Raw genomic sequence first — 12,870 nt, 5'->3', positions numbered from 1 at the left:
GGCCAGGCTAATCCACCCTCAGGGTGTACGACCGGCCTTCAACCGCGCGCGACTCAGAGGAACTTGGCCTTGCCCGGGCCCTCCTCGACGAAGCTGCGCATCCCGCGCTCGCGGTCCTCGGTCGCGAACAGGCCCGCGAACCAGTTCCGTTCGATGGCGAGCCCGGTCTCGATGTCCGTCTCCAGACCCGCGTCGATGGACTCCTTGGCGGCGCGCAGCGCGAGCGCCGGGCCCTGGGCGAGCTTCGCCGCCCAGGCGTGCGCCTCCTCGTACACCTTCTCCGCCGCGACCACCCGGTCCACCAGACCGAGCGTCAGCGCCTCGTCGGCCCTGACCATCCGGCCGGTGAAGATGAGGTCCTTGGCCTTGGCCGGGCCGATCAGCCGGGACAACCGCTGGGTGCCGCCCGCGCCCGGGATCAGGCCGAGCAGGATCTCGGGCTGGCCCAGCTTGGCGTTGTCGGCGGCGATCCGGATGTCGGCACAGAGCGCGAGCTCGCAGCCGCCGCCGAGCGCGTATCCGGTGACGGCGGCGACGACGGGCTTGGGGATGCGCGCGACGGCGGTGAACGACTCCTGGAGCGCCCGGGACCGCACCACCATCGCGGTGTGGTCCATCGCCTGCATCTCCTTGATGTCCGCGCCCGCCGCGAACACCTTCTCGCCGCCGTAGATCACCACGGCCCGTACGTCGTCGCGGCGGGTCGCCTCCTCGGCGAGCTCGCGCAGCCGGTCCTGGATCGCGATGTCCAGGGCGTTCATCGGGGGGCGGTCCAGGCGGAGGGTACCGACGCCTTCGGAGACTTCGAGGGTCACAGTCATGGCAGCAGGTTAGGGCCTGTCCGGCGGATCTGGTCGCCCGCGAGGTGCCTGCGCCTTTCGGTCCCGGTGAGCGGGGTCCTGGTGCTTCCCTTGGAAAAGTCGGCAACCGACGACAACGCCGCTGGGGGTCCCAGGTCCCCCCTGGCCCTTGAGGCCTTGGGGGAGGGCGTGCCAGGACCCCGCGTCCCGGACAAGATCCGCCGGACAGGCCCTGGTTGCCGTCAACGGCGACGGACCCGGTGCTGTGCGTCACAGCGACCGGGTCCGTTCCCTTCGGATCTCTTGAGATCTCTTCAGGCGCGTCCTACTTCGTCCACTCCGCCCAGGACATGTTCCAGCCGTTGAGGCCGTTGTCCGGCTGGATCTGCTTGTCCTTGGAGTTCTTCACGATGACCACGTCACCGATGAGCGAGCGGTCGTAGAACCAGGCCGCCGGGGTCGAGGAGTCGCCCGCGCCGCGCGCGTCCCGCAGGCCCACACAGCCGTGGCTGGTGTTGGTGTTGCCGAACACCGACGGGTCGCCCCAGTAGTTGCCGTGGATGAAGGTGCCCGAGCTGGACAGCCGCATCGCGTGCGGCACGTCCTTGATGTCGTACTCGCCGCCGAAGCCCACGGTGGCGCCGTTCATCCGGGTCACCTGGTACTTCTCGCTGATCACCATCTGGCCGTTGTACGTGGTGTTCGCCGGGGAACCCGCGCTGATCGGGATGGTCTTGAGGGTCTTGCCGTCACGCACGACGGTCATGGTGTGGGCGGCCGCGTCCACCGTGGCGACCTGCGAGCGGCCGACGGTGAACTTCACCGTACGGGTCTGCTTGCCGTAGACGCCGGGCCGGCCCTCGACGCCGTCGAGGTTGAACTTGACGGTCACCTTGGTGCCCGCCGCCCAGTACTTCTCCGGGCGGAAGTCCAGGCGGTCGTTGCCGAACCAGTGGCCCTCGACCGGCACCGACGGCTCGGCCGTCACCTTGATGGCCTTCTCGACGGCCTGCGGGTTGGTGATGCCGCGGCTGAAGTTGATCGACACCGGCATGCCGACGCCGACGGTGTCGCCGTCCTCGGGGGCGTAGGTGCCGATGAAGGTGTTCTTGGGGACGAGCGTGGTGAAGGTCGTGTCCTTGGCGGACTCGCGGCCCTGGTCGTCCTTGGCGACCGCGTGGACCTTGTACTTGGTGGCGGAGGCGAGGTGCTGGTCCGGGGCCCAGGCGGCTCCGTCGGCGGAGATCTTCCCGGCCACCGCGTTGCCCTTGGTGTCCGCGACCGCGACGGCGGTGAGCTTGCCCTGGGCCGCGGATATCTTCAGCGCGCCGCTCGTCGCCACGTCGCCGGCGCCGTCCTTGGGCGCGACGGTCACGACCGCGGCCGAGGCCTTGGTGTCCTCGGCCGCCTTGCCGGCGCCGCCCTTGCCCTTGCCGTCACCGCCGCCGGCGGAGTCGTCGCCGCCCCCGCACGCGGAGACCAGCAGAAGCAGCGCCCCCAGCAGCAGAGCCAGCAGACCCGGCGTGCCGCGCCGCCGCCCCGCCGCTCTCTTCGGAGCCCCCGATATGTGCTGCCCGTTCACGACAGTTCTCTCCCCTCGCACGGCCTGGATCAAGCCACGGCCCGCACTGTGAAAACACCCCCGCGCGCATCCTCGCGCGCACACGATTGCCTAGGTAATCACACCGGACGCACACGCACCGCCACGCGAATGTCACCGTTCGGTGCCAATGGTCCCGTGCGTTCGCTGTGGCGACATCACGACGTCACCGGGGGTGTGTACGGGCCGGGCCGGCCGGCGAGGGAGGGTCAGAGGGCCGAGCCCGCCCTCCACTTCGCCCAGCCGAGGTTCCAGCCGCCGAGACCGTTGTCGGGCGCGACCGTTTTGTCGCGGGAGTTGATGACTTCCACCACGTCCCCGACGAGCGTGCGGTCGAAGAACCAGCCCGCCGGGGTGTCCGGGCTGCCGCCCTTCACATCGCGCAGGCCCACACAGCCGTGGCTGGTGTTGCTGGAGCCGAAGGTGCCCGACGTCGCCCAGTAGTTGCCGTGCAGGAAGGTCCCGGAGGCGGTCAGCCGGATGGCGTGCGGCACGTCGGGGATGTCGTACTCCCCGCCGAAGCCGACCGTACGGCTGTTCATCCTTGTCACGTCGAACATCTCGGTGACGACCATCTTGCCGTTGTACGTGGTGTTCTTCGGCGCCCCCGCCGAGATCGGGACCGTACTGACCAGCCCGCCGCCCCGGCGCACCTCCATCGTGTGCGCGTCGGCGTCCACCAGGGACTCCTGGTCGCGCCCGATGGTGAAGCCGATCCGCTTCTCCTGGATGCCGTACACCCCCGGGGCGCCGGGGACGTCGCGCAGCCGCATGTCCACGGTGACCTTGGTGCCCGGCTTCCAGTACTTCCTGGGCCGGAAGTCCAGGCGCTCCTTGCCGAACCAGTGGCCCACCACCTCGACCGCCGGCTTCGAGGTGACCCTGATGGCGCGCTCCACGGCCGCCCGGTTCTGGATCGCCTGGTTGAAGTTGAACGAGACGATCATGCCGACGCCGACCGTCGAGCGGTTCTCCGGCTTGAAGTAGCCGATGAACCGGTGCTCGGGCACCAGCGTGGTGAAGCTGGTGTGCCGGGCCTGGCGGTGGCCGTGGCCGTCGAGCGCCACCGCGTCCACCGTGTACTTGGCGGCCAGTTCGAGCCGCCCCGCCGCGCCCTGGGTCGGCTCCCAGGAGAGTCCGTCCTCGCTGATCCGGCCCGGCACCTCCTCGGGCTGGGCGTCCTCGGCCTTCATCACCCTGACCCGCTCCAGGCGCCCGCCGGGCACCCGCACTCCGATCCTCCCGTCCGCCTTGACTCCCTTGGCCCCGTCGTCGGGGGTCACCAGGATCACGTCCCGGGGCGACCGCGCCTTGCCCGCGACGACGTCCTTGACCCCGTCGACCCCGCCGATGTCCAGATGGCCCCCGCTGCATCCGGCCAGCCCGGCCACCAGCGCCGCTGTCAGTCCCGCCCATGTCAGGGCGGCCGCGGTGCTCGCCCCTGCCCGCTTCAGTACGAATCTCACGACGGCTCAACGACCGCGCCCCGCCGGGGGAAACGTGAGTACGAGCCGGGTAACGGGAAGAAAGCCTGCGAGAACACGCGTGGGGAGCCGCGGCCGGGACGCCGCGCTCCGTCCAGGCGCCGAGCCGCGGGAGGCCGAGGGGTGTCGAGCGCAGCAGAGCAGGAGGCAGAGCGGGGGGTGGGGCGACCGGCTCCGCACGGGGAAGGGCACCGGGAACTGAACGGCCACGGCCGGCGGGGCGGCCCCGGCGGGCTGCGGCCACCGGTCTGGCCGGGTGCGCCGACCCCGCTGGGGGCCCGGTTCCGGGTGGGGCCGGACGGGGTGGCGGGCACCAACTTCGCGCTGTGGGCGGGCGGGGCGGAGTCGGTGGAGCTGTGCCTGTTCGACGCGGCGGGCACCGAGACCCGGCTCGCCCTGGTCGAGCTCACCCATGAGATCTGGCACGGCTTCGTGCCGGGCGTACGGCCCGGGCAGCGGTACGGCTACCGGGTGCACGGCCGCTGGGACCCTTGGACGGGGGCCCGCTGGAACCCGTCGAAGCTGCTGCTCGATCCTTACGCGCGCGCGGTCGACGGAGACTTCAGGCTGCCGCCGCAGGTGTACGGACATGTACGCGACTGGCCGCAGCAGCAGGTGGCCGACACCGTCCGCGACGACCGGGACTCGGCGCCGTACGTCCCCAAGGGGGTCGTCGTCCACGATGACGACGACTGGTCGGACGACCGCCGCCCGAAGACGCCGTGGGCCGACTCGGTCATCTACGAGCTGCACGTGCGCGGCTTCACCAAACTGCACCCCGGGATCCCGGAGGAGCTGCGCGGCACATACGCGGGGCTCGCGCACCCGGCGGCGCTCGACCATCTCGTACGGCTGGGGGTGACAGCGGTCGAACTGCTCCCGGTGCACCAGTTCGCCCACGAGGACCATCTGCTGCGCCGGGGCCTGCGCAACTACTGGGGCTACAACTCGGTCGGCTACTTCGCGCCGCACGCGGCGTACTCGGCCTCGGGGACGGCGGGCCAGCAGGTCGGCGAGTTCAAGCGGATGGTGCGGGCGCTGCACACGGCGGGCATCGAGGTCATCCTCGACGTGGTCTACAACCACACGGCGGAGGCGGGCGAGCGCGGCCCGACGCTGTCGCTGCGCGGCATCGACAACAAGGGGTACTACCGCCTCCAGTCGGACGCGCGCCGGTACGCGGACTACACGGGCTGCGGCAACACACTGCACGTGGTGCAGCCCCAGGTGCTGCGGCTGATCACGGACTCGCTGCGGTACTGGGTGACGGAGATGGGGGTGGACGGCTTCCGCTTCGACCTGGCGGCGGCGCTCGCCCGCTCGATGCACGACGTCGACATGCTCTCCCCCTTCCTGGCCGTCATCGCCCAGGACCCGGTGCTGCGCCGGGTCAAGCTGATCGCGGAGCCGTGGGACGTGGGGCGCGGCGGGTACCAGGTCGGCGCCTTCCCGCCGCTGTGGACGGAGTGGAACGACCGCTACCGGGACGCGGTGCGGGACTTCTGGCGCGGCGCGCTGCCCGATGTGCGCGACCTGGGCTACCGCCTGTCGGGGTCGAGCGACCTGTACGCGTGGGGCGGCCGCCGCCCGTACGCGTCGATCAACTTCGTCACGGCCCACGACGGCTTCACGCTGCGCGACCTGGTCTCGTACGAGCGCAAACACAACGAGGCGAACGGGGAGGGCAACCGGGACGGGACGGACGACAACCGGTCCTGGAACTGCGGAGTGGAGGGCGAGACGGACGACCCCCGGGTCAACGCCCTGCGCCGCCGCCAGCTGCGCAACCTGCTGACGACGCTCCTGGTCTCCACCGGGGTGCCGATGCTGGTGGCCGGGGACGAGATGGGGCGCACCCAGGGCGGCAACAACAACGCGTACTGCCAGGACGGCGAGGTGGGGTGGATCGACTGGTCCCTCCTGGAACAGCCGGGCCCCCGCGGGCTGCTCGAACTGGCCCGCCGCCTGGTCGCGCTGCGCCACCGCCACCCGGTGCTGCGCCGCCGCGCGTTCTTCTCCGGCCGGGCGCAGGGGGCGGACGGGCTGCGGGACCTGGCGTGGTTCACCGCGCGCGGGACGGAGATGACCGAGCGGGACTGGTACGCGCCGACGGCCACGCTCGGCCTGTACCTGTCGGGCCGCGACATCCCCGGCCGGGACGCCCGGGGCACGCCCGTGGTGGACGACAGCTTCCTGATCGTCCTCCACGCCGACAGCCGCCCGACGGGGTTCGTGGTGCCGGGGGCGCCGTGGGGGGAGGGGTACGAGGTGCTGGTGGACACGGCGGTGGAGGACCAGGCGGGGGTGCCGGGGCGGGTGCACCGGGGTGGGGTGGAGGTGGGAGTGGGGGCGCGGTCGCTACAGGTGCTGCGGGTTACGGGGTGAGATCCCCCACCCCGCCCCGCCCCGCCTCAAACGCCGGAACGGCTGGACTTGGCCGGGCCGGAGTTGCCCAAGGGGCGCGGGGCACTGCGCGACCAGCCCCCACCGACCCGCAGACGAGGCACTCGGTCAAAAAGCCGGTGGGCGTTGTCGGTGGTGAAGTTTAGGCTCGATGATTGATGCCAGACATACATGCACCCACCAAGAACCAGTCGACGGTCCGTACGCTGCTCAGGCTCTGGCCGTACGTACGACCCGTCCGAACTCGCCTGTTCAGCGCGGCGTTAGTCGCCGTCGTCGCGTCCTGCCTGGGTCTGGTGATCCCGCTCGTACTGAAGTGGATCGTCGACGGCCCGGTCAGCGACGGCGACCCCGGCGGGGTCTGGCTGGGCGCGCTCGTCCTGCTGCTGCTCGGGATCGCGGAGGCGCTCCTCTTCGGCCTGCGGCGGTGGCTGGTGGCGCGGCCGCTCGCGGGGGTCGAGGCGGCGATGCGGGCGGATCTGTACCGGCATGTGCAACGGCTGCCGGTGTCCTTCCACGACCGGTGGCCGTCGGGCCAGTTGCTGTCGCGGGGGACGACGGATCTGAGCCTGGTACGGATGTTCCTGGCGTTCCCGCTGACGTTCTTGCTGGTCAACGGGGTGACCATCCTGGTGGGTTTCATCATCCTGCTCTCGCAGGAGTGGACGCTGGGGCTGGTGCTGATCCTTCCCGTGGTGCCGCTGGTGGCACTGTGTTCGCTCTTCGAGTCGCGTTACTCGGTGGCGGCGCGGCGGGCGCAGGACCAGGTGGGCGATCTGACGACGCTGGTCGAGGAGAGCGTGCTCGGCATCCGGATCATCAAGGGGTTCGGGCGCCATCGCAGCCAGGCGCGGGCGTTCGGGGAGCTGGCGCGGGGGCTGCGGGGCACCGAACTGCACAAGGCGCGGCTGCTCGCGGCGCTGTGGGGCGTGATCACGGCGATACCCGAACTCGCCATCGGGGCGGCGCTGGTGCTGGGGACCGTGCGGGTGGCCGACGGTGACCTGTCGGCCGGGACGCTGGTGGCGTTCCTGTCCACGGCCCTGGCGCTGCGGTGGCCGGTGGACTCGATCGGGTTCCTGCTGGCGATGAGCCAGGAGGCGGGGACGGCGACAGAGCGGTTCTTCGAGGTCCTGGATGAGGGCCCCCACCCCGCCCGTTCCCCAAACCCTCCGGGGGTGGGTGGGGACGAGGGTGATCTCCCGGGGCCTACGCCCCCGGACCCCGAGCGGGGCCTGCGGCCCCTGCACCCCGCTACGGGGCTCCGCCCCGAACCCCGCTCCTCCGACGCCGGAGGGGCTGGAGGCGCTTCAAGGGGTGCGGGGAACTGTGCGACCAGCCACACACAACCCGCGGACAGACACCGCAACCCCCCGGAGGGCTCCGCGGGGAACTGCGCGAGCAACCACACACGACCCGCAGACGAACCCGCGCCCCACCACCTCGGCATCAGATTCCACCGCGTCGCCTTCCGCTACCCCGACGCCCCCGCCGACACCCCACCCCTCCTCTCCGAGATCGATCTCCACATCCGGAGCGGCGAGACCATGGCCATCGTGGGTGGGACCGGGTCCGGGAAGACGACGCTCACCTCGCTCGTGCCGCGCCTGTACGACGCGACCGGTGGGCGCATCACGCTCGACGGGGTCGACATCACCACCATGCCCCGCGAGCGGCTCCGCGAGCTCGTCGCCGTGGCGTTCGAGGAGCCCACCCTCTTCTCCGCCTCCGTGGGCGAGAACGTCCTGATGGGCGGCGGCGGGCCCGAAGACCTCGACCGCGCGCTGGACGTCGCGCAGGCCGGGTTCGTACGGGAGCTCCCGTACGGCGTCGACACCCAGGTCGGCGAGCAGGGGCTCAGCCTCTCCGGCGGGCAGCGCCAGCGGCTCGCCCTCGCGCGGGCGGTCGTCGGGCGGCCCAGGTTCCTGGTGCTCGACGACCCGCTCTCCGCCCTCGACGTACACACCGAGGCCCGCGTCGAGGCGGCCCTGCGCGACGTCCTGCGGGAGACCACCGCGCTGGTCGTCGCCCACCGCCCGTCGACGGTGATGCTCGCCGACCGGGTCGCGCTGCTCTCCGCCGGCCGCGTCGCCGCCGTCGGCACCCATCAGGAACTGCTGCGCAGCAACGCCGAGTACGCCTGGCTGATGTCCGGCGCGGGGGATCAGGGGGAGGACCGATGACGACCACCATGGGTGCGGAGCGCCAGGCCGATCCGGAGGAGCCGGAGGGGCCAGAAAAGGCAAAGGGGGCAGAGGGGCCGCCGCCCCCTACCGATCCCTTCGATCGCGACGCCCTCCCCTCCCCCGCCGGCGCCACCCGCGCCCTCCTCTTCGACCTGTTGCGCCCCATGCGGCGCCGCGTCGTCGTCACCGCGCTGCTCATCCTGTTGCAGCAGGCCGCCGTGCAGGCGGGGCCGATGCTCGTCGCGTACGCCATCGACCGGGGCGTGCCCGCATTCCGCAAGCACGAATACGGACCCCTCATCGCCGTCGGCTCCGGGTACCTCGTCTGCGCCCTGGGGGCCGGGCTGCTGCAGTACGCGTTCATCAGCGCGTCCACCCGCGTCGGCCAGGACGTGCTGCTCGATCTGCGTGGGCGGATCTTCCGGCACGCGCAGGCGCTGAGCGTCGACTTCCACGAGCGGTACACCTCGGGCCGGCTCATCTCCCGTTCCACCTCCGACGTGGAGTCGCTGCGCGAACTCTTCAACGAGGGGCTCCAGGAGCTCATCGGCGTGGTGCTCTCCGCCGTGTACATCTGCGCGATGCTGCTCTGGCTCGACTGGGGCATCGGCGCGCTCGCCGTCGCCTCGTACGCGCCGCTGCACCTGCTGATCCGCCGCTACCGGCGCCGTGCTTCGCGCGCGTTCGACGCCCGCTCGACGGCGATCGCGGCCGTGATCGTCAAGTTCGCGGAGACCCTCAACGGCATCCGGCCGGTCCAGGCGTTCCGCCGCGAGCGCGCCAACGACGAGGAGTTCCGCAGGCTCAACCGCCACCACGAGCGCACCAACGGCGACGCGATCCTCGAAATGGCCCAGTACGTGGTGGGTTCGCGCCTGGTGGCCAACACCGCCGTCGCCGCGATGGTGCTGTGGGGTGCCTCCCGGGTCGCCGACGGCACCCTCGCGCTGGGCGTGCTCGCCGCCGCGGTGCTGTATCTACGGCGGCTGTACGACCCGATCGACCGGCTCGGGATGTTCCTCAACTCGTACGAGGCGGCCGTCTCGTCCCTCGGGAAGATCGCCGGGCTGCTCGCCCAGACGCCGACCGTGCCCGAGCCCGCACATCCGGTGCCGCTGCCGGAGCGGTCCGGTGAACTCCCGGGGCGGCGCGTCGAGTTCGACGGCGTCGGGTTCTCGTACCGTACGGGCGGCGAGGTGCTCCCCCGCTTCGACCTGACGATCCCGGCCGGGCAGACCGTGGCCGTGGTCGGCTCGACCGGCGCCGGCAAGTCCACCCTCGCCAAGCTGCTCGCCCGCTTCTACGACCCTTCCCCAAGCTCTCCGACAAGCTCCGAGCAGGGGACGCCCCAACCGGGCCGGGTCCTGCTCGACGGCGTCGATCTGCGCGAGCTGGCCGTGCCCGAGCTGCGGCGCGGGGTCGTGATGGTCACCCAGGAGGCGTTCCTCTTCTCCGGCACGGTCGCCGACAACATCGCCATCGGCCGCCCGGAGGCGACCCGCGAGGAGATCGAGCGGGCCGCGAAGGCGATCGGCGCGCACGACTTCATCGCACGGCTGCCGGACGGCTACGACACGGACGTGCGCAAGCGGGGCGGGCGCATCTCGGCGGGCCAGCGCCAGCTGGTCGCCTTCGCCCGCGCGCTGCTCGCGGACCCGGCGGTGCTGATCCTCGACGAGGCGACCTCGTCGCTCGACATCCCGGGCGAGCGGGCGGTCCAGCGCGCGATGCACACGGTGCTGCACGGCCGTACCGCCGTCGTCATCGCCCACCGGCTGTCGACCGTGGAGATCGCGGACCGGGTGCTGGTGATGGAGCACGGGCGCGTCGTCGAGGACGGCTCGCCCGCCGAACTCATCGCGGGAACCGGCCGGTTCGCGGATCTGCACCGGGCGTGGCGGGAGAGCCTGGCATAGCCGGAAGGGGCGGGGCGACGGGAACCGACTCGTCGCCCCATCCGTCCCACTGTCCGCCTGGCGGACGCCGGGCGGGGCTCCGGAGCGACAAGTGCGGAGTCGCATTGCGGCCATTGTCGCAAGCGGTTTCCGCTACCGCTCCGGACGCCTTTCTTGCTGGTGGGACAGGGTGCGTATCCGGACACTCCCGTCGATCGCGACGCACCCAACTGCTCACTGGACACACGGTGTTGACAAAGGAAACGTCCGCTTAACGAACGGCGTCCTTCGTACAACGAACGATTTCCGGCCAACTTCTTGACGCGCTCCTGACAGCGGTCGGCCACTGCTGGCACTCTCTCCCCGATCCAAGAATCACCGCTCCGCATGCTCCGCCCGGACGGCCCTACCCAGCCGCCGGTACCCCCCTCGCAGAAGGAGTTCGCGTGAGATCCACGCACCGTCGTCGTGCCACCGCCACCGCCGCCCTGCTCTCCGCAGCCGCCATGCTCACCGTCGGAGTCCAGGCAGGTAGCGCCAGCGCACGCCCCGACAACTCCGCGTCCGCCAACGCCCTCAAGGCGCAGGCCGTACGCAACCCGGGCGCTCTGCCCGCCAAGCTCTCGCCCTCGCAGCGGGCCGAGCTCATACGCCAGGCCGGCGACAAGACGGCGGAGACCGCCAAGACCCTCGGCCTCGGCGCGCAGGAGAAGCTCGTCGTCCGCGATGTGATCAAGGACCAGAACGGCACCCAGCACACGCGGTACGAGCGCACCTACGCCGGGCTCCCGGTCCTCGGCGGCGACCTCGTCGTCGACACGGCCGCCGGCGGCCGGACCCAGGGCGTCATCAAGGCGAACGGCGCCCAGCTGAAGAACATCGCCACCACGGCCAAGCAGGGCCCGGCCGGCGCGCAGAAGCAGGCCCTCGCGGCCGCCGCCGACAAGGGCGCCAAGAAGGCCACCGCCGACCGCGCCCCGCGCAAGGTCGTCTGGATGGCCAAGGGCACGCCGACCCTCGCGTACGAGACGGTCGTCGGCGGTCTGCAGGACGACGGCACCCCGAACCAGCTGCACGTCATCACCGACGCGGCGACCGGCGCGAAGCTGTACCAGTGGCAGGGCATCGAGACCGGTGTCGGCAACACCCACTACAGCGGCCAGGTCACCCTCGGCACCACGCAGTCGGGCTCGAACTACACGCTGACCGACGGCGGGCGCGGCGGCCACAAGACGTACAACCTGAACCACGGCTCCTCCGGCACCGGCACGCTGTTCTCCCAGACCAACGACACCTGGGGCGACGGCACCAACTCCAACGCCGCCACCGCGGGCGCCGACGCCGCCTACGGCGCCGGGGAGACCTGGGACTTCTACAAGAACGTCTTCGGCCGCAGCGGCATCCGCGGCGACGGCGTCGGCGCGTACTCCCGCGTCCACTACGGCAACGCGTACGTCAACGCGTTCTGGGACGACAGCTGCTTCTGCATGACGTACGGCGACGGCACGGGCAACAACGACCCGCTGACCTCGCTGGACGTGGCCGGCCACGAGATGACGCACGGCGTCACCTCCAACACGGCGGGCCTGGAGTACAGCGGCGAGTCCGGCGGCCTCAACGAGGCGACCTCGGACATCTTCGGCACCGCGGTGGAGTTCTACGCCAACAACGCGTCCGACGTCGGCGACTACCTCATCGGCGAGAAGATCAACATCAACGGCGACGGCACCCCGCTGCGCTACATGGACAAGCCGAGCAAGGACGGCGGCTCCAAGGACAGCTGGTACTCCGGCCTCGGCAACCTGGACGTCCACTACTCCTCCGGCCCGGCGAACCACTGGTTCTACCTGGCCTCCGAGGGCAGCGGCACCAAGGTCATCAACGGCGTGACCTACAACTCGCCGACCTCCGACGGCCTGCCGGTCACCGGCATCGGCCGCGACAAGGCCCAGCTGATCTGGTACAAGGCGCTCACCACCAAGTTCAACTCGAGCACCGACTACAAGGGCGCCCGCGACGGCACCATCGCCGCGGCGACCGAGCTCTACGGTGCGGGCAGCGCCGAGGTCAACAACATCACCGACGCGTGGGCGGCCATCGCGGTCGGCGCCCGCCACGGCGGCGGTGGCGACCCGGGCGGCAAGGTCTTCGAGAGCGGCACCAACGTCAACATCCCGGACTCCCCGGGAGCGGCGGTCACCTCGTCGGTCGCCGTCACCGGTGTCACCGGCAACGCGCCCAGCACCCTCAAGGTCGGCGTGAAGATCGTCCACACCTACATCGGTGACCTCCAGATCGACCTGGTGGCGCCCGACGGTTCGGTGTACTCGCTGAAGACCACCGGGACCGGCGGCTCGACGGCCAACCTCGACACCACGTACACCGTCAACGCCTCCTCCGAGGTCGCCAACGGCACCTGGAAGCTGAAGGTCCAGGACAAGGCGCGGTACGACACCGGCTACATCGACAACTTCAAGCTCACGTTCTGAACGGTCAGGCGGC

The 12,870-nt window shown here is 71.1% G+C and carries 7 protein-coding genes; 4 read left to right on the top strand and 3 right to left on the bottom strand.

Going from position 1 to position 12,870, the window contains the following annotated elements:
• Positions 1-53 precede the first annotated feature (53 nt).
• From ACZ499_RS17405 to ACZ499_RS17395, 3 genes are all read right to left on the bottom strand, one after another.
• Positions 54-821: an enoyl-CoA hydratase/isomerase family protein gene (locus ACZ499_RS17405; RefSeq protein WP_371654851.1), complete on the bottom strand. Its 768-nt coding sequence runs from the start codon at positions 819-821 to the stop codon at positions 54-56.
• Positions 822-1,125: 304 nt separating this feature from the next.
• A complete protein-coding gene (locus ACZ499_RS17400) occupies positions 1,126-2,382 on the bottom strand; it encodes a L,D-transpeptidase (protein WP_468675883.1) in 1,257 nt (418 codons plus the stop codon).
• Positions 2,383-2,609: 227 nt separating this feature from the next.
• Positions 2,610-3,866, bottom strand: a complete 1,257-nt coding sequence (locus tag ACZ499_RS17395; RefSeq protein ID WP_468675880.1) for a L,D-transpeptidase — start codon at positions 3,864-3,866, stop codon at positions 2,610-2,612.
• A gap of 141 nt (positions 3,867-4,007) precedes the next feature.
• On the opposite strand from ACZ499_RS17395, the gene glgX reads away from it, so the two are divergent.
• From glgX to ACZ499_RS17375, 4 genes are all read left to right on the top strand, one after another.
• A complete protein-coding gene (glgX, locus tag ACZ499_RS17390) occupies positions 4,008-6,269 on the top strand; it encodes a glycogen debranching protein GlgX (RefSeq protein ID WP_468675879.1) in 2,262 nt (753 codons plus the stop codon).
• Between the two features lie 176 nt (positions 6,270-6,445).
• Positions 6,446-8,470, top strand: a complete 2,025-nt coding sequence (locus ACZ499_RS17385) for an ABC transporter ATP-binding protein (RefSeq protein WP_468675877.1) — start codon at positions 6,446-6,448, stop codon at positions 8,468-8,470.
• The gene (locus tag ACZ499_RS17380; protein WP_468675875.1) at positions 8,467-10,389 is read left to right on the top strand and encodes an ABC transporter ATP-binding protein; all 1,923 of its coding nucleotides are present in this window, start codon (positions 8,467-8,469) and stop codon (positions 10,387-10,389) included. The genes ACZ499_RS17385 and ACZ499_RS17380 overlap by 4 nt, the downstream gene beginning before the upstream one ends.
• Before the next feature lie 425 nt (positions 10,390-10,814).
• Positions 10,815-12,857 carry a M4 family metallopeptidase gene (locus ACZ499_RS17375; protein WP_468675874.1) on the top strand — a complete coding sequence of 681 codons (2,043 nt, stop codon included), beginning with the start codon at positions 10,815-10,817 and terminating at the stop codon, positions 12,855-12,857.
• The last annotated feature ends 13 nt before the right edge of the window (positions 12,858-12,870 follow it).

Source organism: Streptomyces sp. NPDC031265 (assembly GCF_055570295.1).
Note: the sequence above shows the minus strand (reverse complement) of the source record. Positions and strands in the feature narration are given on the sequence as shown.

What these genes read in the sequence shown, in the direction of transcription:
- ACZ499_RS17405 (WP_371654851.1), bottom strand. Translation starts at nt 821, where the DNA reads ATGACTGTGACCCTCGAAGTCTCCGAAGGCGTCGGTACCCTCCGCCTG.
- ACZ499_RS17385 (WP_468675877.1), top strand. Translation starts at nt 6,446, where the DNA reads ATGCCAGACATACATGCACCCACCAAGAACCAGTCGACGGTCCGTACG.
- ACZ499_RS17380 (WP_468675875.1), top strand. Translation starts at nt 8,467, where the DNA reads ATGACGACCACCATGGGTGCGGAGCGCCAGGCCGATCCGGAGGAGCCG.